The 20,958-nt window shown below is 60.6% G+C and carries 18 protein-coding genes; 11 read left to right on the top strand and 7 right to left on the bottom strand.

Annotated features, from left to right (window positions below; genetic code table 11):
* The first annotated feature begins 3 nt into the window (after positions 1-3).
* From SIC14_RS09305 to modC, 7 genes are all read left to right on the top strand, one after another.
* The gene (locus SIC14_RS09305; RefSeq protein WP_412565548.1) at positions 4-1,326 is read left to right on the top strand and encodes a lyase family protein; all 1,323 of its coding nucleotides are present in this window, start codon (positions 4-6) and stop codon (positions 1,324-1,326) included.
* 170 nt (positions 1,327-1,496) lie between these two features.
* Positions 1,497-2,753 (top strand): TCR/Tet family MFS transporter, encoded by a 1,257-nt coding sequence (locus SIC14_RS09300; protein WP_412565547.1) that lies wholly within the window; start codon positions 1,497-1,499, stop codon positions 2,751-2,753.
* Positions 2,754-2,831: 78 nt separating this feature from the next.
* Positions 2,832-3,923, top strand: coding sequence for a zinc-binding dehydrogenase (locus tag SIC14_RS09295; RefSeq protein ID WP_412565546.1), 1,092 nt, complete (start codon positions 2,832-2,834; stop codon positions 3,921-3,923).
* Between the two features lie 232 nt (positions 3,924-4,155).
* Positions 4,156-4,494 carry an ArsR/SmtB family transcription factor gene (locus tag SIC14_RS09290; protein ID WP_412565545.1) on the top strand — a complete coding sequence of 113 codons (339 nt, stop codon included), beginning with the start codon at positions 4,156-4,158 and terminating at the stop codon, positions 4,492-4,494.
* Positions 4,495-4,554: 60 nt separating this feature from the next.
* A complete protein-coding gene (gene modA / locus SIC14_RS09285; RefSeq protein ID WP_412565544.1) occupies positions 4,555-5,319 on the top strand; it encodes a molybdate ABC transporter substrate-binding protein in 765 nt (254 codons plus the stop codon).
* Positions 5,320-5,331: 12 nt separating this feature from the next.
* Positions 5,332-6,027 (top strand): molybdate ABC transporter permease subunit, encoded by a 696-nt coding sequence (gene modB, locus SIC14_RS09280; RefSeq protein WP_412565543.1) that lies wholly within the window; start codon positions 5,332-5,334, stop codon positions 6,025-6,027.
* Positions 6,024-7,139 carry a molybdenum ABC transporter ATP-binding protein gene (gene modC, locus SIC14_RS09275; protein ID WP_412565542.1) on the top strand — a complete coding sequence of 372 codons (1,116 nt, stop codon included), beginning with the start codon at positions 6,024-6,026 and terminating at the stop codon, positions 7,137-7,139. The genes modB and modC overlap by 4 nt, the downstream gene beginning before the upstream one ends.
* Here the strand turns inward: modC and SIC14_RS09270 are convergent.
* Entirely contained in the window at positions 7,136-7,930 is a 795-nt protein-coding gene (locus tag SIC14_RS09270; protein ID WP_412565541.1) for an SDR family oxidoreductase, read from the bottom strand. The genes modC and SIC14_RS09270 overlap by 4 nt on opposite strands.
* 105 nt (positions 7,931-8,035) lie before the next feature.
* Here SIC14_RS09270 and aroQ point away from each other — a divergent pair, with 105 nt between their 5' ends.
* Positions 8,036-8,473: a type II 3-dehydroquinate dehydratase gene (aroQ, locus tag SIC14_RS09265; protein ID WP_412565540.1), complete on the top strand. Its 438-nt coding sequence runs from the start codon at positions 8,036-8,038 to the stop codon at positions 8,471-8,473.
* A gap of 25 nt (positions 8,474-8,498) precedes the next feature.
* Here aroQ and pobA read toward each other — a convergent pair whose 3' ends face one another.
* Positions 8,499-9,668, bottom strand: a complete 1,170-nt coding sequence (pobA, locus tag SIC14_RS09260) for a 4-hydroxybenzoate 3-monooxygenase (RefSeq protein WP_412565847.1) — start codon at positions 9,666-9,668, stop codon at positions 8,499-8,501.
* A 119-nt stretch (positions 9,669-9,787) separates the two neighbouring features.
* Here pobA and SIC14_RS09255 point away from each other — a divergent pair, with 119 nt between their 5' ends.
* Together SIC14_RS09255 and gph are read left to right on the top strand one after the other, a co-directional pair.
* The gene (locus SIC14_RS09255) at positions 9,788-10,636 is read left to right on the top strand and encodes a helix-turn-helix domain-containing protein (protein ID WP_412565539.1); all 849 of its coding nucleotides are present in this window, start codon (positions 9,788-9,790) and stop codon (positions 10,634-10,636) included.
* Positions 10,637-10,696: 60 nt separating this feature from the next.
* Positions 10,697-11,347 (top strand): phosphoglycolate phosphatase, encoded by a 651-nt coding sequence (gph, locus tag SIC14_RS09250; protein ID WP_412565538.1) that lies wholly within the window; start codon positions 10,697-10,699, stop codon positions 11,345-11,347.
* 56 nt (positions 11,348-11,403) lie between these two features.
* Here gph and SIC14_RS09245 read toward each other — a convergent pair whose 3' ends face one another.
* A complete protein-coding gene (locus tag SIC14_RS09245) occupies positions 11,404-12,744 on the bottom strand; it encodes an aspartate aminotransferase family protein (RefSeq protein WP_412565537.1) in 1,341 nt (446 codons plus the stop codon).
* 245 nt (positions 12,745-12,989) lie between these two features.
* Here SIC14_RS09245 and SIC14_RS09240 point away from each other — a divergent pair, with 245 nt between their 5' ends.
* Positions 12,990-14,609 carry a GMC family oxidoreductase gene (locus tag SIC14_RS09240; protein ID WP_412565536.1) on the top strand — a complete coding sequence of 540 codons (1,620 nt, stop codon included), beginning with the start codon at positions 12,990-12,992 and terminating at the stop codon, positions 14,607-14,609.
* 54 nt (positions 14,610-14,663) lie between these two features.
* Here SIC14_RS09240 and guaD read toward each other — a convergent pair whose 3' ends face one another.
* From guaD to xdhB, 4 genes are all read right to left on the bottom strand, one after another.
* Positions 14,664-16,013: a guanine deaminase gene (gene guaD / locus SIC14_RS09235; RefSeq protein WP_412565535.1), complete on the bottom strand. Its 1,350-nt coding sequence runs from the start codon at positions 16,011-16,013 to the stop codon at positions 14,664-14,666.
* A gap of 99 nt (positions 16,014-16,112) precedes the next feature.
* Positions 16,113-17,696, bottom strand: a complete 1,584-nt coding sequence (locus SIC14_RS09230; protein WP_412565534.1) for a xanthine/uracil/vitamin C permease — start codon at positions 17,694-17,696, stop codon at positions 16,113-16,115.
* A 68-nt stretch (positions 17,697-17,764) separates the two neighbouring features.
* The gene (gene xdhC / locus SIC14_RS09225; protein WP_412565533.1) at positions 17,765-18,619 is read right to left on the bottom strand and encodes a xanthine dehydrogenase accessory protein XdhC; all 855 of its coding nucleotides are present in this window, start codon (positions 18,617-18,619) and stop codon (positions 17,765-17,767) included.
* 4 nt (positions 18,620-18,623) lie between these two features.
* Positions 18,624-20,948, bottom strand: coding sequence for a xanthine dehydrogenase molybdopterin binding subunit (gene xdhB, locus SIC14_RS09220; RefSeq protein ID WP_412565532.1), 2,325 nt, complete (start codon positions 20,946-20,948; stop codon positions 18,624-18,626).
* Between the last annotated feature and the right edge of the window lie 10 nt (positions 20,949-20,958).

Here is a 20,958-nt window from a genome sequence, read left to right as displayed (position 1 = left end):
CTCATGGCCTCTTCCGTCTTTGGCTCCGAGCTGTACAACCGCCTCTTTCCGGTTGGTGAGGTTGGCAAACTGTTCACCGATACCGCAGAGGTCCGCGCCATGCTCTTGGTCGAAGGCGCGTTGGCCAAGGTGCAAGGACAGATGGGGATCATCCCAGCAGAAAGCGCCGCCTTCATCCACCGCTCGGCGATGGAACTGCAGGTTGATCCCGGCGGACTGGCCGAGGCGACCGGCCAAAACGGCGTGACCGTGCCCGGTCTGGTCGCTGCTTTCCGCAAACTGATGGAAGCCCCGGAACACGCGCAATATGTGCATTTTGGTGCCACCTCGCAGGACATTTCCGAAACCGCACAGATGCTGCGGCTGCGCCAATTTGTGTCCCATATGGAAAAAGGGCTGGCTGCATTGCTGCAGGATCTGGCCCAGCTGGCCGAAACCCACGCGGACCTGCCGATGGCGGCCCGCACCTATGGCCAACATGCCACCCCCACCAGTTTCGGCGCGGTTATTGCCGCCTGGGGCCAGCCGCTGCTGGCGCTACGAAACGAAATCCCTGCCCTGCGCAAACAGCTGCTTTTTGTCTCCCTTTCCGGCGCCGCTGGCACCGCTGGCGCATTGGGGCCGCAAGCGCCGCAGATCCGCGCCGAGCTGGCCAAGGCCCTGAACCTACAGGATCCCGAACGCAGCTGGCATTCTGACCGCACCGGCCTGCTGGCCCTTTGTGGCTGGATGTCCCGGTTGGCGGCCGCCCTGGGCAAATGGGGGGAGGATCTGCTGCTGCTGACCCAAACCGGCATCGGTGAGGTCTCTCTTGGCATGGCAGGCAGCTCCTCCACCATGCCGCAAAAACAGAACCCCGTTGCGCCCTCGGCGATGGTCGCACTGGCGCGGCAGGCGATTGGCCTGAACGCCATCTTGCAAGGCGCAGGACTGCACCGGCAGGAACGCGACGGCGCGGCCTGGTTCACCGAATGGCTGACCCTGCCGCAGTACTGCCTGTCGCTGGCCTCTCTGCTGGAACATAGCAAAACGCTGACCGCTAATCTTTCCCCGAACGCCGACGCGATGGCGACGGCGCTGAAAGCCGCTCAGGGCCTGATCCACGCAGAGGCACTGTCATTCCGGCTGGCAGAAACCCTGCCGCGCCCCGAGGCGCAGGCGGCCGTGAAGGCGCTTTGCCAACAGGTTGGCGCGCGTGATCTGGCCACGCTCGCTGCCGAAACCTATCCCGATCTTGCCCTGTCTGATATCTTCGACCCTGCTCAGCAGCTTGGGCAGGCCCCTGACGCGGCACGCGCTTTTGCAACGGCGGTTGCGGCACTTTGATCTGTGGAATTTGAGTAGTTAGCGATCGTTGAAAAGCGCTTTCAATGATCTTTAAATACTCAGTGCTCAAAGCTTGCGGTAATCAGCCGGCCTGAGGTCGCGCCGTTGCATTTTGCCTTAAGGTGCCTATGTTCGCCTGAACGAAGTAGTTCAGTTTGAATGTAGGCCCCATGTCCACCACCGCAGCCAGCCCCACCGCAAAATCGCAGCGTTTGCCGATCCTCTTTATTTTGATGACGGTGGTGATTGATGCGATGGGAATCGGCCTGATCATGCCGGTCATGCCTGCCTTGATCCGCGAGGTTGCTTCCAGCGGGCTCAGCCAGGCGGCGATCTGGGGCGGTATCCTGGCCAGTTCTTTTGCAGTCATGCAGTTCCTGTTTGCCCCCATGGTGGGCCGGCTGTCCGATGCATTTGGGCGCAAACCTGTGCTATTGGTGTCGCTGCTGGTTCTGGCGGTGGACTATGCAGTTCTGGCGGTTGCTGGGTCCATCTGGCTGCTACTGGCAGCGCGGATTGTGGGCGGCATCACCTCTGCCACACATTCAACCGCTTTTGCCTTCATGTCGGATATCTCCGAGGGAGAGGATAAGGCGAAACGCTTTGGGCTGATCGGCGCCGCCTTTGGGGCCGGCTTTGTTCTGGGGCCCGCCCTCGGCGGGTTCATGGCTGAATTTGGCACCCGCGCACCGTTCTATCTGGCCGGGGCTTTGGCTTTGACCAATGCGATTTTCGGCTGGCTGGTGCTGCCGGAAACCGTGACCGAGAAAACCCGCCGCCCCTTCCGGTTCAAAGGGGTAAACCCGTTCTCCGCATTTGCGGCCCTGTCCCATTTGCCCTCCATCCGATCCCTGAGCCTGATCTATTTTCTCTACCAGCTGGCCACAGTGGTTTACCCCGCCATCTGGGCCTATTTTGGTGTTGAGCGGTTCGGTTGGTCGCCTGGAATGATTGGCATTTCGCTGATGCTCTACGGCATTGGCTCTGCCTTTGTGCAGGGTGTTTTGGTCGGGCCAGTGATCAAATGGCTGGGCGAACGGCGCACGGTGATCTTTGGCCTTACCGTGGAATGCGGTACCTTTGTGCTGTTGGGGTTCATCACCTCAGGCACAATTACCCTGATCCTGACCCCTCTGATTGCCATTGGCGGCGTGGGCCTGCCTGCGTTGCAGGGGATCATCGCACAAAAAGTGCCCGATGACAGCCAGGGCGAATTGCAGGGGGTTCTGTCCTCGATCACCTCGATCGCGATGGTGATAGGGCCGTTGATGCTGACCCAGCTGTTTGCCTGGGCCACCGCCGAAGGCAACCCGATCTATCAGCCGGGTGCTCCGTTCCTGCTGTCTGGCGTCTTGATGCTGATCGCGCTCAGCCTGTTCTCTGCCAGCAGACGGCCGCAAACTGACGGAACGTCAAACCCGATCTGAGCCGGTGCAGGCGCTTTGTTGCTGGACGCTAAAGAAATGCTCGGGCAGCCTTAACCGCAAGGAAGAGGAGAGCCCGAGATGACCCGTGTGAAAGCTGCTGTATGCCACGCCTTTAACGCCCCGCTGGTGATCGAGGAGGTTGAGCTGCGTGCCCCTGCTGCGGGCGAAGTTGACGTGATTGTCGATGCGGTGGCGATCTGCCATTCAGACATCTCTTATTGGCAAGGTGGCTTTGGCGGTACACTCCCTGCAGTCTATGGCCATGAGGCGGCCGGGCGGGTTGCCGCCGTGGGGGCTGGTGTGACGGGGTTCGAAGCAGGCGACCATGTGGCGGTCACCCTGATCCGCGCCTGTGGAACCTGTGGCAGCTGCGCCACTGGCAAACCCACCATTTGCGAAACCCCGCAAGATCACGGCGCCAGCCCGATCCGCAGCACCGATGGCGCTCCCGTCATGCAAGCTCTCGCCACCGGCGGCTTTGCCGAACGGGTGGTGGTGGATCAGAGCCAGATTGTAAATATCCCAGCCGAAATGCCCAAGGACGTGGCTTCGCTCCTGTCCTGCGGAGTGGTCACCGGGGTTGGGGCAGCGGTGAACGCGGCGCAGATCCGCGCCGGTCAGGATGTGGTGGTGATTGGCGCGGGCGGCGTGGGGCTGAACGCCATTCAGGGGGCCCGCATCGCCGGCGCGCGGCGGATTGTCGCGATCGATATGAGCGCCGAAAAGCTGGAGGTCGCCAAAGAGTTTGGTGCCACCGATGTCGTGTTGGCCACCACGCCCAAACCGTTCAAGCAAGTGCAACAGATCCTTGGCCGCGGGGCGGATGCGGTTTTGGTCACTGTTGGCATCGCCAAGGTCTACGATCAGGCGCCACGGTATCTGGCCAATGGCGGCAAAATTGTCATGGTGGGCATGCCGCATTTTGGCGAAACCGCCAGCTACACGCCGTTGTTAATGGCGGACATGGGGCAGTCGATTGTTGGTTCCAAAATGGGTGACGTTGTGCTGCGGCGGGACATTCCATGGATGGTGGACCTCTATAAGCAGGGCCGGTTGAAGCTGGATGAGCTGATCTCGGGACGTTGGGAACTGGCGCAAATCAACGAGGCAATTGCCGATACCCTGGGCGGCGCGGCACGGCGGAACGTGATCCTCCTCAACCAAGACTAAGAGCGCGAATCACGGCAATCCCGCCTTGGTTGCCGACGTCTTAAAAGATGAGTCAAATTCGTATCTTTTGGGTGACGTTTCATCACTCTGCGGACGGGGACCGCTGGTTGACCTCTTGTAACCGGCAGGAAACTGCACATTTTAGAGAGGCACCCCGTGACACATTCGCAAATATGCGTATGTTGTGATATGTGGTATTGACCCCAACTGACCCCAGACCCCAATCGACCCCATGACCCAACAAACGGACCTATCCCCACTGGCCCCGCCCAGCGAGATGGCTGACAACGCACAACACGCGGCAACCTACCTGAAAACACTGGCCCACGAAGGCCGGCTGATGATCCTGTGCCACCTTGGCTCGGGGGAAAAATCAGTTGGGGAGCTTGAGACCCTGCTGGAAATCCGCCAGGCCGCCGTTAGCCAGATGCTTGCCCGCCTGCGCGAAGAAGGCCTTGTTTCCACACGCCGTGACGGCAAGACAATTTACTACTCACTGGCCGATGAAAACACCCGCGAGGTCATCTCGCTGTTGTACCGGTTGTTCTGCGGCCCGAAACAGATGGCCTAAGGCCTCGCTCAGGGCGGCCAACGGCTTGCCATCCCTGCGAAATCACGAAACACTGCGCGCATGACTTTCCTCCTGCGCGTTTTGTATGTCCTGTCGCTCAGCCTTGCGGCGCTGCCATTGCGGGCAGAACAGGTGACGGTGTTTGCCGCCGCCAGCCTGCGCGATGTCCTGCGCGAAGTGGGGGCGGTGTGGGAGGTCGAAACCGGTCACAGCCTGCGCCTGTCCTTTGCTGGCTCATCTGCCTTAGCCCGACAGGTGCAGGCCGGTGCACCCGCGGATCTGATCTGGCTCGCCAATCGGGACTGGATGTCCAACCTTGAGGCGCAGGGGCTGTTGCAGAACGGCACCCAGGTGCCTTTAGTTGGAAATCATCTAGTGCTGATCGGACCGGCAGAGGCGCCCCCGCTGTCGCTTGGCCCTGAGGTCACCGCCCGCTTGGCAGGGGAACGTTTGGCCATGGCCTTGGTAGAAGCGGTGCCTGCAGGGATCTACGGCAAGGCGGCGTTAGAGCATTTTGGGCTGTGGCAAGACCTCGCCCCAAAGGTGGCGCAGGCTGACAATGTCCGCGCCGCGCTGGCACTGGTGGCTCTGGGTGAGGCCCCGCTGGGCATCGTCTACGCCTCTGACGCATTGGCAGACCCGCGTGTCCGCATCCTTGCCACCTTTCCACCGGAAAGCCACCCCGCGATCACCTACCCCGCTGCCATCGTTGCCGACAGCAAGGCCACCGCCGCCAGCGATCTGCTGACCTTCCTGCAAAGCCCCATTGCCAAAGAGGTTTTCCTGCGCCACGGTTTCACCGACCCGCCGCAAGAGAGCCACTGACCAAAGCCCGACATGGATTTTCTCAGCCCCGAAGAATGGACAGCCGTTGCGCTGTCATTGCGTGTCTCGCTATGGGCGACAGTGCTGGCGCTGCCCTTGGCAATTGCGGTTGCCTGGGTGCTGGCACGCAAAGAGTTCTGGGGCAAACAGCTGCTCAACGGCGTTGTTCATCTGCCGCTGATCCTGCCCCCCGTTGTGACGGGCTATCTGTTACTGCTGACCTTTGGCCGACGCGCCCCCGTCGGCGCATGGCTTTATGAAACCTTCGGGCTGGTGCTGGCCTTCCGCTGGACCGGGGCGGCATTGGCGGCGGGGATCATGGGTTTCCCGCTGATGGTGCGGGCCATTCGGCTGGCCATCGAGGGCGTTGATCCCAAATTGGAGCAGGCCGCCAGCACCCTTGGCGCCTCAAAGATCTGGGTTTTTGCCACTGTCACCCTGCCGCTGATCTTGCCCGGTGTGATTGCCGGGGCGATTCTGGGTTTTGCCAAAGCCATGGGTGAATTTGGCGCAACCATCACCTTCGTCTCAAACATCCCCGGCGCGACGCAAACCCTGCCCTCGGCAATCTACGCCTTCCTGCAGGTGCCAGGCGGCGAGGCCTCGGCGTTGCGACTGGTTGTGATCTCGGTCCTCATCGCCATGGGGGCGCTGGTCCTGTCCGAAGTGCTGGCACGGCGGGCCGCCAAACGGGTGGGTGGCGCATGAGCCTGCATCTGGATCTGCATCACCAATTCCGCGACCTCACGTTGGATCTGCGTTTTGACGCCCCCAAGGGGGTGACTGCACTGTTTGGCGCGTCAGGCGCAGGCAAAACAACGGTTGTGAACGCCGTGGCCGGGTTGCTGCGTCCTGATCGGGGCAAGATCGCAGTCGATGATTGGCAGCTGATGGACACAACCAAAGGCCATGTCCTGCCGCCACACAAACGCCGGATCGGTTACGTCTTTCAGGAAGGCCGGCTATTCCCCCATCTATCCGTGCAGCAAAACCTACGCTATGGCCGCTGGTTTGCCGGGTTGCGCGGGGCCTCGACGCAAGAAGACCGGCTGGTCGAGATGTTGGGGCTTGGCGACCTGCTGCACCGACGCCCCGGCGCCCTGTCAGGGGGCGAAAAACAGCGGGTGGCCATTGGACGCGCGCTGCTCAGCCAGCCGCGACTGTTGCTGATGGATGAACCCTTGGCCGCATTGGACGCCCCCCGCAAGGCTGAGATTCTGCCCTATCTGGAACGGCTGCGGGATGAGACCCAAGTGCCCATCCTCTATGTCAGCCACGCTATTTCCGAAATCGCACGTCTTGCCACAACGGTTGCGGTTCTGGAACGCGGCCAGTTGCGGCGGGTGGGTCCGACAGTGGAGGTTCTGTCAGACCCCAGTCTTGGCCATGCGATTGGGTTGCGTGACACCGGTGCACTGTTGACCGGGCGTGTCATTGCACATCATGCGGATGGGTTGAGTGAACTGGCCGTTGGCCAAAACCGCCTGTTTTTGCCACATGTCGACAATGCCTTGGGGGAACAGCTGCGGGTGCGGGTCGGCGCCAAGGACGTGATGCTCTCTCTCACGCGGCCCGAAGGCATCTCGGCGCTCAATATTCTGCACAGCACTGTGACCGAGATCAGGCCCGGCCGTGGCCCAGGCGCCTTTGTACAGCTGTCGGTCGGGGAGGAACAGATGCTTGCGCGCCTGACCAAACGGTCGGTTGACGCACTGGCGTTGCAAACGGGCATGCAAGTCTATGCTGTGGTGAAAACCGTTTCCGTCGCGCGGGCGGATATTGGCGCGGAGGCCATTTTGGATACGGCAGAGACAGACTAGCTGTCCCAGCCCTCGCGCTTCATGAACCGCTGCAACTTGGCCATACCGACGATCCAGCGGTCATAGTCCTGCACTTTGTTTTCCATATAGATCTGCACCTGCTCATGCGGCAGGATCAGAAACTGGCCCGCGGCCACAGCATCCAGCGTGACCTCGGCCACATGTTCCGCGCTAAGCACCCCATCCTTGGATTGCGGCCCCTGGCTGATCCCGGCCAACATCGCCGTATCCACCCCCTGCGGGCAGAGGATGGAAACCTGAATGCCATCATCGCGGTGGGTCAGCGCAAGGTTTTCGGCAAAACCGACAGCCGCGTGTTTGGTGGTGGAATAGACCGCGCTGCCGACCTGACTCAGCAACCCCGCCGCGGAAATCGTGTGCAAAAATGCGCCGCCGCCACGGGCCTTCATGCGGGGGATCAGCACCCGCGCGGCGCGGATATGGGCCATCACATTGACCTCCCATGCGGTTTGCCAGACCGCATCCGCCGCGCCACCAGCGTTTTCAAAAGCCGGATCAAACCCGGTTGCGATGCCTGCGTTGGAACAGAACAGGTCAATCGGGCCGTGCTTGGCCTCGATCTGGTCAATCGTCTGCTCCAAGGCCGCGCCATCACTAACGTCCAACGCCAGCGTGTGGCCGCCAATCTCCTCCGCGGTCTTCGCTGCCGCTGCCCCGTCCAGATCGGTCACCACAATCCGCGCGCCCCGCGCCACCAAGGCCCGTGCCAAGGCGGCCCCAATGCCATTGGCCCCACCTGTGACTACTGCCAACTTGTCCGCAAACTCCATAACTGTCCCCCTCTTGCCGCAGGTCGAGACTGACCTGCCCTTGCCCGTCTTGCAATGGTTCCAAGGCTTTGACACAACGTCAGCACCACACGTGAGAGCCAAACCATGCCCAAACAGATCCTGATCCTGAACGGCCCCAACCTGAACCTCCTTGGCACCCGCCAGCCCGAGGTCTACGGCAGCGATACGTTGGCCGATGTGGAGCGCGATTGCGCGGCGCTGGCGGCCGAACTGGGGGCAGAAGTTGCGCTCAAGCAGTCAAACCACGAAGGCGCTTTGGTCGAGATGATCCAAGAGGCACGCAACACGGCGGACGGGATCATCATCAACCCCGCCGCCTACTCGCACACCTCAGTGGCAATCCTTGATGCGCTGAACATGTTTGAGGGTCCGGTGCTGGAGGTCCATATCTCCAACATCCACCAGCGCGAAAGTTTCCGGCACCATTCCTTTGTCTCGGCCCGGGCCGAAGGGGTTATCGCGGGCTTTGGTGTTGAAGGCTACCAACTGGCCCTGCGCCGCATGGTGAACCTGCTGGGCTGACCTGCTGGGCTGACGGGGCGCGGGCTTAGTACGGCAACCCGACGTAATTCTCTGCCAAAGAGGTCTGGGCCACTTTGCTTTGCTCCAAATAGGCCAGATCGGCCAATTGCATCTTACGGTCAAACGCCCCCTGATCAGGGTATTGATGCAGCAGGTTGGACATCCACCAGCTGAACCGCTCGGCCTTCCAGACGCGGGCCAGAGCCTTCTCAGAGTAGCGCTCCAACCCTTCTCCGTCTTTGTGCAGATAATGCTGCACCATCCCATGATAGAGATAGTAGATATCGGACGCCGCCGTATTGAGCCCCTTTGCCCCAGTGGGCGGCACGATGTGTGCGGCATCGCCACATAGGAACAACCGCCCCCAGCGCATCGGTTCGGTCACGAAAGAGCGCAGCGGCGCAATGGATTTCTCAATCGACGGTCCGGTGATCAACCGCTCTGCAGCCTCTTCGGGGATCCGGCGCTTCAACTCTTCCCAGAAGGCCGCGTCAGACCAATCATCGGGTTTCTGATCCAACGGGCACTGAATGTAATAGCGGCTGAGGTTTTCGTTGCGCATCGAGCACAGGGCAAAGCCGCGTTCCGAATTTGCGTAGATCAACTCGTGATGCACAGGTGGTGTTTCGGACAGAACCCCCAGCCAGCCAAAGGGATAGACCTTTTCAAACTCCTGCCGTTTTGCATCAGGGATGGTTTTGCGTGACACCCCGTGGAAGCCATCACAGCCCACCACATAGTCACAATCAATCCGCTTGCACTGCCCCGCTTGGTGGAACTCGACAAACGGGGTCTGCCACTCAACCCCTTGGATCTGCACATCTTCTACATTGTAGAGGATTGCACCACCCATCGCTTCGCGCGCTGCATATAGGTCACGGGTCACCTCGGTCTGGCCATAGACCATGACAGAAGAGTCGGTTAGCGCTCTGAAATCAATGCGGAACTGGCGATTGTCATAGGCGATCAGGGTGCCGTCATGAACATAGCCTTCAGCCTGCATCCGGTCGCCCACCCCCGCCTCATGCATCAGATCGACGAAGCCACGTTCCAGAACGCCCGCGCGGATACGGCCCAGCACGTAGTCCTTGGTCTTGCGTTCCAGGACGATGGTATCAATACCCTGCCGATGCAGCAATTGAGACAATAACAGACCGGACGGACCGGCACCAATGATACAGACCTGCGTGCGCAATATGCTCTCCTGTTCGCTGGCCAGGATCATAACGCTTCGGGCAAATCGGGGAATGGCAACATGCGGCGAAGAGTGGTAGAAATCGAACATCACATCCGCTGCAAGAAACAGTGCAAACCATGTCCCAGATCCCTGCCTATGCCCTCTACGGCGAAGACCGGTTGCTGCCCGATGCCCTGCATATCGAGGCCATCAAGGACCGCGCCGGACCAGAGGATTGGTCTATCGCAGCGCATCAGCATCCCCATCTGCATCAGCTGTTCCTGATCGAGGAAGGGGGCGTTACCCTGCGAATTGACGGCACGCCGTATCGCCCTGACCTGCCCTGTCTTCTGTCGATCCCGCGGGGTGTGGTGCATGGTTTTACCTTTGCCCCTGGAACCCGCGGCCACGTGATGACGGTGCAAACCGCCGCGCTGCCCGACATGTTTGCCCCTGCCAGTGATGTTGCGGGGATTTTGGCGAATTGGGGTGTGGTTTCAGTAGATCCGGAAATGCGTAGCAACGTCGCAACCTTAGCGGCGGAACATGCGTGCCCCGCCAAAGGACGCGCTACCATGCTGCGTGCACTTGTGGCGCAGCTGTTGTGCCAAGTGGCCCGTGCCCTTCCCGATCCCCGATCCGAAGCCCCAGGCACCCGTGCGGCCCAGATCCTGGCGGATTTCGAACAGCTGCTGCAACAGCATTTCCGCGCACGTTGGTCGGTGACCGATTACGCCACAGCGCTGGCCATCACCCCCACCCACCTGAGCCGCGTTCTACGCGACGCAACCGGTCAACCGGCCTCAACCACTCTTGAAGCGCGCACCTTCCAAGAGGCCTGCCGTCAACTGGCCTACACCCGTCTGGACGTGCGGCAGATCGGATTTGACCTTAGTTATTACGATCCCGCTTATTTCTCCCGCCAGTTCCGCCGTCATGTCGGGCTGACTCCTTCGGCCTACCGCAAACGGGTGAATGCGGGGTGAGGCACTGGACATTCGCGGGCTGATCAGTTCGGTTACGGCCAGAAGACCAAGGAGGGACCGATGGCTCGTATTGTATTTGATCTGGACGGCACGCTGATCGACAGCGCCCGCGAAATTCAGTTTGTTGCCAACAGCCTGCTGGCGGATCGCGGGTTAGAGCCGCTGACCCTGCCGGAAACCATCAGCTTTATTGGCAACGGCGCCGGTGTGCTGCTGCAAAAGATGAGCGCCGCCCGCGGCATTGCCGCGTCAGAACATGCATGCCTGCTGGACACTTTTGAAGAGCGTTATTCCAAATCCGCAGAGATGACAGAGGTTTACCCAAATGTGCGCGCCGCGCTGACAACACTTCTGGACAGGGGGCACCGGCTGGGTATCTGTACCAACAAGCCGATTGTGCCGACCCAGGTTGTGCTGGACCATCTGGAACTGACCCCACTGTTCGAAAAGGTGCTGGGTGGCAATTCCCTGCCACAGCGCAAGCCCGATCCGGCCCCTTTGCGGGCCGTATTTGACGCGCTGGGAGACGGGCCGGTGATCTATGTCGGCGACAGCGACGTGGACGCGGAAACCGCGCGACGGGCCGATGTGCCCTTCCTGTTGTTCACCGAAGGGTACTGCAAGCTGCCCCATGCAGAGCTGCCACATGCCGCCCTGTTCAGTGACTTTGCCGCGCTGCCCGGCCTTGTCGACTCGTTACTGGTGCAGTGAACCAAAGAAAAAGGCGGACCAGTTGGCCCGCCTTTAAACACTCTATACAGCCGTGATCAGAAGCTAAGGCTGTTCAGCGCCTCCGCATAGATATCGAACATTTCATTCATCTGAGCTTCGGTAATGATCAGCGGTGGGCAGAGCGCCACGGTGTCGCCAAGGTTCCGCACGATCAAGCCACGCTCCATGCAGGCCGCTGACATTGCGCCGCCGGCAACGCCAACCGCGTCGCCCTGCTGGTGCAGTTCCAGCGCCCCGATCAGGCCGATGCCGCGCATTTCCTTGACCAACGGGTTGCCGGTCAACGCATTCAAACAGTCCAGAAACAGCGCCTCAAGCCGCGCGGCGTTGCCAACCAGATCACGCTCTTCGATGATCTTGATGTTTTCCAGCGCCACGGCAGCGCCTACAGGGTGGCCAGACCCGGTGTAGCCGTGCCCCAGCACGCCGATGCGATCGCTTTCATCCGCAACCGGCTGATAGACACGGTCGTTCACCAAAACAGCCGAGATCGGCATGTAAGAGGACGACAGCTGCTTTGACAGCACCATCACATCGGGTTCAATTCCCATGGTTTCACAGCCGAACATCTTGCCGGTGCGGCCAAATCCGCAGATCACCTCATCGGCGATCAACAGAATATCGTATTTCTTCAGTACCGCCTGAATGGCCTCCCAATAGCCAGCGGGCGGGACAATCACGCCACCGGCCCCCATGACAGGTTCACCGATGAAGGCGGCAATCGTGTCCGGCCCTTCGGCCTGAATCATGTCATCCAACTCCTGCGCCAGACGGGCAACGAACTGCGCTTCGCTTTCGCCGTCCTGTGCGAAACCACCGTAGTGCGGGCAGCCAGTGTGCAAAATGCCGGGCAGCGGCAGGTCAAAGGACATGTGGTTATAGGGCAGACCGGTCAGGCTGGCCGAGGCCACGGTCACGCCGTGGTAGCCTTTGATCCGGCTGATGATCTTCTTTTTCTCGGGCTGGCCCATCGCGTTGGCGCGGTACCAGATCAGCTTGACCACCGTGTCATTGGCCTCGGAACCCGAATTGGTGAAGAACACCTTGGACATCGGCACCGGCGCCATGTCGATCAACTTCTCCGCCAGTTCAACCGATGGGGTGTGCGATTTCTGCGCGAAGGTGTGGTAGTAGGGCAGTTTCTTCAGCTGCTCTGTAGCGGCATCGACCAGACGCTGTTCGCCAAACCCCACCGCCACGGACCACAGGCCCGACAGGCCTTCGATATAGCGTTTGCCAGTGTTGTCAGTGACATAGATACCCTCACCTTCCTCAAGGATCAGAGAGCCTTCGGCCTCCATCTTGCGGGCGTTGGTATAGGGGTGCAGGTGATATGCGGCGTCGCGGGCCTCGATCGAGTTCGGCTGCACGGTCATTGGCGATCCTCCAGAAAAAGCAGGGCGGCGCGGCCCTGCGAAATGCCTATCCCTCTAGATGCGCGGATTCGAGGGCCGCTCTCAAGAGGGATTTCAGGAATATGATCAAATTTTTCGACCGCTCGCAATAGCCCTTTCATCAGGCCAAATCTGGCCCGTTTCCGTCACGGCACGCACGTAGCGTCCTGCTGGACAGATCAGCCCCTGATCGGAGAACGTGAACGGGCAGACAGCGGGAGGGGCAGATGGACTACGATTATGTGATTGTTGGGGGCGGCTCGGCAGGGTCCACTTTGGCGGCAAGGCTCAGCGAAGACCCCGAGGTTTCAGTCTGCCTGCTGGAGGCTGGCGGCAAAGGTAAAAGCCTGTTCGTGCGCGCCCCGATGGCCGTGGTGACGATGCTGCCCAACTATGTGAAGCTCAACAACTGGTGTTTCGAAACCGTCCCGCAGAAAGGGCTGAACGGGCGCAAAGGGTATCAGCCGCGCGGCAAGGCCTTGGGCGGTTCGTCGGCGATCAACGCGATGCTTTATGTGCGGGGACATGCGGGGGATTATGACGAATGGGCTGCCCTTGGCTGTGACGGCTGGAGCTGGGACGATGTGCTACCCTACTTCCGGAGGTCGGAACACAACGAACGTGGCGGTGATAACCTGCACGGCGCAGAGGGTCCGCTACAAGTAAGCGATCAGAAAGCGCCCCGCCCCATTTCCCGCGCCTTTGTTGAGGCAGGCGCCCAGCTGCAACATCGCGTCAGCGAGGATTTCAATCGCGGCGACAACGAAGGCATCGGCCTCTATCAGGTGACCCAGTTCCACGACCCCGCCCGCAATGGGGAGCGTTGTTCGGCGGCGGCGGCCTATCTGCATCCGGTGATGGACCGCCCCAATCTGACGGTGATTACGGGCGCCCATGCTGAAAAGATCCTGTTCGAGGGAAAACGCGCCACCGGCGTGGCCTACCGTCAGAAACGCCAGAGCCATAGGGTGAATGCGCGGCAAGAGGTTGTGCTTTGCGGCGGGGCATTCAATTCACCGCAGCTACTGCAGTTGTCGGGCATTGGCCGCCCCGAGGACATTGCGCCACACGGTATCGAGATGCGGCACGAATTGCAGGGGGTCGGGCAGAACCTGCAGGATCATCTGGACTTTACCCTCGCCTATAAAACTAAAGACACCGACAACGTCGGCATCGGGCTGCGCGCCTCTTGGCATGCGTTGAAAGAGATGTTGCGCTGGCGCAAAGACGGCAAGTCGATGGTGGCAACGCCTTTTGCTGAAGGGGCGGCCTTCCTGAAAACCTCGCCTGCTGAGGACCGGCCAGACATTCAGCTGCATTTTGTCATCTCGATTGTCGATGATCACGCCCGGAAACTGCATCTGGGACATGGCTATTCCTGCCACATCTGCGCCCTGCGCCCCCATTCGCGCGGCAGCGTCGGTCTCAACTCCGGCGACCCGCTGGCGCCGCCGCGGATTGATCCGGCCTATTTGAGTGATGCGCGTGATTTGGAGCTGATGATCAAAGGCGCAAAAATGACCCGTGACATCATGAAAACCGAACCCTTGGCCGCTTATGAAAGCAAAGAGCTGTTTGGCATATCCGATGGCATGAGCGACGCGGACTGGGCCGCAAAGATCCGCGAACGCGCTGATACGATCTACCACCCTGTCGGCACCTGCAAGATGGGTGTGGATGAGATGGCCGTTGTCGATCCAGAGCTACGGGTGCATGGGTTGCAGGCGCTGCGGGTGGTTGATGCCTCGGTCATGCCGCGTCTGATCGGCGGCAATACCAATGCGCCAACCATTATGATCGCCGAAAAAGCAGCGGATCTGATCAAGGCAGCACGCCAGACGGCCTGACAGTGAAAAAGGGCCGCCCCGAAGGGCGGCCAAAGTCTGTCACCGACGGGGAGATTACGCAGCGACAGGGGTTGTTCGTTCACGCGGCGCACCCTTTTGTGCCTGGCCGGCCACATAGACCTGATCCACCGCACGGTCGTCGCCCAGCATTTGCAGGATAAACAGCTCTTCTGACAGGGTTTCTGCCCGTTCCATCCGCAGTGCCATGGCCTCGGTCGCATTGGCGTTCAACACCACAACGTCCGCCTCGGTGCCTGCTTCCAAGGTGCCGATTTGATGCTCCAGCCCCAGGGCCACCGCATTGCCACGGGTGATCCAGTGGAAGGCCCGCAGCGGGTGCAGCTTCTGCCCCTGCAGCTGCAGAATCTTATAACCTTCGTTCAGGGTCTGCAGCATGGAATAGCTGGTACCCGCTCCGATGTCTGTTGCAATGGCATTGGTGATGCCGCGCCCGCGCAGACCGCCATCATCAAACAGGCCCGACCCGAGGAACAGGTTGGAGGTGGGACAAAACACAGGTTTTGCACCGGTATCGGCCAGCACCTCAATCTCGCGTTCTTCAAGATGGATCGAGTGGCCCAGCAGCGCCTTATCAGTCAGCAACCCATAGTTTTCATAGACGCCCAGATAGTCAGGCGCGTTGGGATAAAGCTCCTTGGTAAAGGCGATCTCATTGTGGTTTTCGCTCAGATGGGTTTGCATATAGCATTCGGGGTGCTCTGCCACGAGAGCGCCCGCGCGTTCCATCTGTTCCGGGGTCGAGGTGATCGCAAAGCGCGGTGTGATGGCATAAAGCGCGCGGCCCTTGCCATGCCACTTGGCGATCAACTCTTTGGTGTCATCATAGCCGGACTGCGGTGTGTCCAGCAGGCCATCAGGGGCGTTGCGGTCCATCAAAACCTTACCGCCGATCATCCGCATGTCACGACGCGCGGCCTCTTCAAAATATGCTTCTGCCGAGGTTTTATGAACCGAGCAATAGGCCACTGCCGACGTGGTCCCGTGACCGATGATCTGGTCATAGAACCGCTGTGCCATTTCGGCGCTGTGTTCAGGCGAGACAAAGCGGGTCTCTTCCGGGAAGGTGTAGTTGTTCAGCCAGTCCAGCAGCTGGTCGCCCCAGGAAGCAATGACCTGCACCTGCGGGAAATGCATGTGGGTGTCGATGAAACCGGGCAGCAGCAGATGCGGGCGGTGATCGACCACCTCCACGCCATCCGCTTCAGGCACGACATCAGCATAGGATCCCATAGCAGCGATTTTGCCGTCTTCGATCAGCAATGCGCCATCCTCGATATAGGCGTAGGCCTCGGTATCGGTGTGGTCCATCGGCTCGGCCGAGAAGTTCAGAATGCGGCCGCGCAGAAGCTTCTTTTCGGCCTTGGGGAAGCGCGTTTGGGTCATGGCTTGGGATCCGTTCAAGTAAAAGAGAGGAGAGAGGGTGGTGCGGGCCGCGACGGGGAAATGTTGGCCCGCACCAAAGACTGTCGGATGCCGGACAGCCTATTCCGCCGGGTTGGCCACCGGTTCGTCGACCACGGCGTTTTCGTTCACCAGTTCGTCTTCTTTGTGGAAGGCGGGGTAGATGAACAGGAACGCAGCCGCGATGATGTAGCCCATGGTCACACCGTTCAGGTCCGGCCAATGCAGGCTGGCCCCGTGGATGATCCCGACCATCGACATGGCTGCAGCCGCCAGTGCAAAGCCACCCGCAGCGCGGAACTTGCCGTCGATGACATAGGCGACGATTGCCCCCCAGATCAGACCGGTGAGGATCGCCCCCTGGCTCAGCGCCAGATGGCCCTCAAAATGCGCCCCTTGCTGCAACAAGGCGGCGGTCAGTGCCGGATCGCCCATCTGTGGCAGACCCGCGACACCGGTGGCACCCAAGGCCCCCATCAACGAGCCCCATTTGGTGACGAGGAAGCTGGACACATGCGGCATCATCGCAATGGTCACAGCCGCCATATGATCGGTCTTGATCGAATGCGCGGTGTTGGTGATCAGGCTCAGCGCCACAAAGACCAGAACCGGCGCGGCAGCGGCCACGGGGATCAGGTTGTTGAGGAACGCCAGCAGGCCAAAGAACGCCGCGAAGGGGATCACAATGCCGACACCGATGATGTAGCCGGCATGCGCGCCCATCCGCTTATAGGCCGGATGACCGATATAGGCGGTGGTCGGGAAAGGCGAACCAAAGACCGCGCCCACCATAGTGCCCAGACCATCGGTGATCTGGCAGGTAGCCACGGGGTAGTGGTCACCCGCCGCCTCGGCACTTTCGACGTTGTTCATGGTTTCGATGAAATTGTAGATCTGCACCGGTACCAGAACCAGGAACAGTTCCGGGTTGGCAAAGAGATGCTGGATCCCTGCAATCAGATCGCCAAAATAGGGCAGCGGCGGGTAGAACCCGATGCCTTCCGCCGAGATTTTGGCATCGCCCATCGCCAGCGCCACCACGGTGCCTACGATCAGCGCCAACAGACCAGCGGGGATGTTGAACGGCAGACGGAAACGCCCGACCAGCCCCCACAGGATAATGATCATCGAGGCAAAGCCAATGTAAGGGTTCTCAAACACCGTCGCCAGCGGCACCGTGCCGATGAAGACCAGTGCAATCCCGCATAGCGTGCCCAGCATCCCGGCCCGCGGGGTCACCCGCTTCAGCCAGGGACCAACCACCGCGCCAAGGGCCGCAACGATGCCGCCCATAAAGCCCGCGCCGATCCCAACCTGCCAGGCCAGCATCGGATCATTGGTCGACCAGTAGATCGGACCGATCACACCGAAGAGATAGACAAACATCACCGGGGTGGAAATGCCGTAGGGCAGTGCGGTGACATCGCGACCGTGCTGCTTTGCTGCGCGTTTGGCCAGGCCAACATAGACCGCGATCCCCGCCAGTATAGCAACGGCGGCCCCCGGTACGATGCGGCCAAAGACGATCTCGGCAGGCATGCCAAAGACAAACTGACAGACGCCGGCAAGCACCATCAGGTTGATCAGGTTATCTGTAAAAAGCGCCCAGAACGCGCTGAAGTCGCTGCGTGAAAACAGCGCATAGTTATAGCTCCCGTCCCGCATGGGTGGGTCCTCCTTTATTCACCGTCGATACCCCGCTGCGCCTGTCCTCCTATGGCGCGCGGGTGCGATTACTGCGCCGCCAGTGGCGGTTCAGCAGCCCCCGAGGGGGCGGTTGCGGCAGTTTCAGAGGTCAGCGCCGTGATCACTTCGGCCACCACAAGGGCGGCGATCACAGCAGGCCGCTTGTCGCGGCTACCGCCTGCCCCAATGGGGCAGTTCAATGCTGCGATAGAGCTCAGCTCCTCGCAGTGTTTCTCAGTCCATTTGCGGAATTTCACCCGCTTGGTGGCAGACCCGATCAGCCCGACATAGGCCGCATCCCGCCGCGCCAGCGCGGCCGAGGTCAGCAGAAAGTCGAGACCGTGGTCATGGGTCAGCACAATGAAGGCGCTGCCAGGCGGCGCCGTCATGATGTCAAATTCGGGGATCGCGCTTTGGCGGGTTTCCACATCCGCCTGCGACTGGTCCAGCTCCTCGGCCCGTTGATCCACCAACACACAGCTGACCGGCATATGCTGGAACTGATCTGCCAGCGCCCGGCCGACATGCCCAGCGCCGAGGATATAGACATGTGGCAGCAGACCTTCTTCGGCCTCGGCACGTGCAATCGCCAGTTCGCGGTCACCGTCACTCATCCGGGTCAGAGACACTTCAACCCGACCGCCACAGCATTGTCCGATCTCGGGGCCAAGCGGCACATCCATCTCACAGGCCAGATCGCCATTGGCCAGCAGCGCCCGCGCCACATCAATGGCGCGGTGCTCCAGCTGGCCACCGCCGATGGTGCCAAACAGCGCGTCTGCGGTGACAAACATCTCCGTGCCTGCCTCTCGCGGGGACGAGCCCCGCACCCGGGTCAGCAAAACGCTGACCACGGGCTCGCCGGTGACGAAAAAGGAGCGGAGTGATGCCACCGAACCCATCAGATCAGCCTTCCGCCTTCAGGCGCTCGCAGGCCATCAACACACGTTCCGGCGTGGCCGGCGCATCCAGACGCGGGCATTCGCGGTAATCCGCAACCGAAGCCACCGCCATCGACAGCGCTTCAAACACCGAAATCCCCAGCATGAAGGGCGGCTCACCCACAGCCTTGGAGCGCTTGATGGTGCGTTCCTTGTTCACCGACCATTCGGCCAGGTTCACGTTGAACTCACGCGGGCGGTCGCTGGCCAGCGGGATCTTGTAGGTCGAGGGGGCATGGGTCCGCAGACGCCCCGCATCATCCCACCACAGCTCTTCGGTGGTCAGCCAGCCCATCCCCTGGATAAAGGCACCTTCAACCTGACCTTTGTCCAGGATCGGGTTCAGCGAACGGCCCACGTCATGCAGGATGTCAGTGCGATCTACGGTATATTCACCGGTCAAGGTGTCGATCGACACCTCAGAACAGGACGCACCATAGGCGTAGTAGAAGAACGGACGCCCTTTACCCGCCGCGCGGTCCCAGTGGATCTTGGGTGTTTTGTAGAACCCCGCCGCCGACAGATGCACGCGGGCCATATAGGCCTCTTTCACCAGCGTATTGAACGGCACCATTTCCTCACCGATCTGAACGGTGTTGGGCAGGAACTTCACCGCACTTTCAGCAACGCCGCGCGATTCAGCCGCAAAGGTGACCAGCCGGTCCTTGATCTGCTCAGCCGCATCAAGCGCTGCCATACCGTTCAGGTCAGAACCGGAAGACGCCGCCGTGGCCGAAGTGTTTGGCACTTTTTCGGTTGTGGTTTTGGTGATCTTGATCCGGTCAAAATCCACCTGAAAAGCATCCGCCACAATCTGAGAAATCTTGGTGTTCAGACCCTGGCCCATTTCGGTGCCGCCGTGGTTCAGATGGATCGACCCGTCGTTATACACGTGGATCAGCGAACCCGCCTGATTGTACCAGGTCGCGGTAAAGGAAATCCCGAATTTCACCGGAGTCAACGCGATGCCCTTGCGGATCACCCCGCCTTTGGCGTTGTGGTCCAGAACAGCCTGACGACGCGCCTGATAGTCGGCGTTGTCTTCCAGTTCTGCCACCACGCGGTGGATGATGTTGTCCTCTACCGTCTGATGATAGGGGGTCAGGTTGCGGCCATCGCTTTCATCGCCATAGAAGTTCGCCTTACGCACCTCCAGCGGGTCCTTGCCGAGCTTATAGGCGATCTCTTCCATCATCCGTTCGGCCACCACCACACCCTGCGGCCCGCCAAAGCCCCGGAAAGCGGTGTTGGACACGGTGTTGGTTTTCAGTGGTTCGCTCTTCAGGCGGACGTTCGGGTAGAAATAGGCGTTGTCAGCGTGGAACAGAGCACGGTCAGTCACCGGACCGGACAGGTCCGAGGAATAGCCACAGCGCGCCGCAAAAACATTGTCCACAGCCGTAATCCGACCGTCGTCATCAAAGGCCACGTCGTAATCCACAACGAAGTCATGACGTTTGCCGGTGGCAGTCATATCCTGATCGCGATCGGGGCGGATTTTGCAGGGACGGTTCCACTTCTTGGCGGCCAGCGCGGCCACAGCGCAGAAGATGTTCATCTGGCTTTCTTTGCCGCCAAAGCCGCCACCCATCCGGCGGGTCTGCACCACAACCGCGTTGGAGGGCACGCCCAGAACATGGGCCACCATATGCTGCGCTTCGCTGGGGTGCTGGGTCGAACAGGTCACGACCACATCGTCATCTTCACCTGGAACGGCAAAGGCAATATGGCCTTCCAGATACATGTGATCCTGACCACCAATCTCCATCCGGCCCTGCAGACGATTTTGCGCCTGCTCCATCGCCGGGGCAACGTCACCGCGTTCCAATTTCAGCGGGTCGGTGATCATCGGGTAACCGGCGTCACGGGCCGCGATCGGGTCCAGCGCGTGCGGCAGCACCCCATAGTCGATCTCTGCCAATTCAGCAGCCCGACGGGCGGCATCACGGCTTTCGGCAACAACTGCAAACAGCGGCTGGCCGTGGAACTCGGTCTTCTCGGTCGGGAAGACGGGTTCGTCATTGCGACCGGTGGGGCTGATGTCGTTGTGACCGGGGATATCTTCGGCGGTCAGCACGCCCACCACACCCGGCGCTTTGCGCACCGCGTCCAGCTCCACCGAACGCAGGTTGGCGTGGGCCACGGTCGAGACCCCCAGATAGGCGTGCAGCGTGCCTGCCGGCTCGGCAATGTCATCGCAGTATTCAGCGCGGCCCGTGACATGTTTGATCGCGCTGTCATGCTGACGATCGTTGCTGACAAGGCCTTTTAGTGCGGTTTGATGTTCCATGATCGCGCCT

This window comes from Thalassobius sp. MITS945101, assembly GCF_047123305.1.
GTDB lineage: Bacteria > Pseudomonadota > Alphaproteobacteria > Rhodobacterales > Rhodobacteraceae > Thalassobius.
This window is presented reverse-complemented; position numbering and strand designations above follow the sequence as displayed.

What these genes read in the sequence shown, in the direction of transcription:
- SIC14_RS09305 (WP_412565548.1), top strand. Translation starts at nt 4, where the DNA reads ATGGCCTCTTCCGTCTTTGGCTCCGAGCTGTACAACCGCCTCTTTCCG.
- SIC14_RS09300 (WP_412565547.1), top strand. Translation starts at nt 1,497, where the DNA reads ATGTCCACCACCGCAGCCAGCCCCACCGCAAAATCGCAGCGTTTGCCG.
- SIC14_RS09295 (WP_412565546.1), top strand. Translation starts at nt 2,832, where the DNA reads ATGACCCGTGTGAAAGCTGCTGTATGCCACGCCTTTAACGCCCCGCTG.
- SIC14_RS09290 (WP_412565545.1), top strand. Translation starts at nt 4,156, where the DNA reads ATGACCCAACAAACGGACCTATCCCCACTGGCCCCGCCCAGCGAGATG.
- modA (WP_412565544.1), top strand. Translation starts at nt 4,555, where the DNA reads ATGACTTTCCTCCTGCGCGTTTTGTATGTCCTGTCGCTCAGCCTTGCG.
- modB (WP_412565543.1), top strand. Translation starts at nt 5,332, where the DNA reads ATGGATTTTCTCAGCCCCGAAGAATGGACAGCCGTTGCGCTGTCATTG.
- modC (WP_412565542.1), top strand. Translation starts at nt 6,024, where the DNA reads ATGAGCCTGCATCTGGATCTGCATCACCAATTCCGCGACCTCACGTTG.
- SIC14_RS09270 (WP_412565541.1), bottom strand. Translation starts at nt 7,930, where the DNA reads ATGGAGTTTGCGGACAAGTTGGCAGTAGTCACAGGTGGGGCCAATGGC.
- aroQ (WP_412565540.1), top strand. Translation starts at nt 8,036, where the DNA reads ATGCCCAAACAGATCCTGATCCTGAACGGCCCCAACCTGAACCTCCTT.
- SIC14_RS09255 (WP_412565539.1), top strand. Translation starts at nt 9,788, where the DNA reads ATGTCCCAGATCCCTGCCTATGCCCTCTACGGCGAAGACCGGTTGCTG.
- gph (WP_412565538.1), top strand. Translation starts at nt 10,697, where the DNA reads ATGGCTCGTATTGTATTTGATCTGGACGGCACGCTGATCGACAGCGCC.
- SIC14_RS09245 (WP_412565537.1), bottom strand. Translation starts at nt 12,744, where the DNA reads ATGACCGTGCAGCCGAACTCGATCGAGGCCCGCGACGCCGCATATCAC.
- SIC14_RS09240 (WP_412565536.1), top strand. Translation starts at nt 12,990, where the DNA reads ATGGACTACGATTATGTGATTGTTGGGGGCGGCTCGGCAGGGTCCACT.
- guaD (WP_412565535.1), bottom strand. Translation starts at nt 16,013, where the DNA reads ATGACCCAAACGCGCTTCCCCAAGGCCGAAAAGAAGCTTCTGCGCGGC.
- SIC14_RS09230 (WP_412565534.1), bottom strand. Translation starts at nt 17,696, where the DNA reads ATGCGGGACGGGAGCTATAACTATGCGCTGTTTTCACGCAGCGACTTC.
- xdhC (WP_412565533.1), bottom strand. Translation starts at nt 18,619, where the DNA reads ATGGGTTCGGTGGCATCACTCCGCTCCTTTTTCGTCACCGGCGAGCCC.
- xdhB (WP_412565532.1), bottom strand. Translation starts at nt 20,948, where the DNA reads ATGGAACATCAAACCGCACTAAAAGGCCTTGTCAGCAACGATCGTCAG.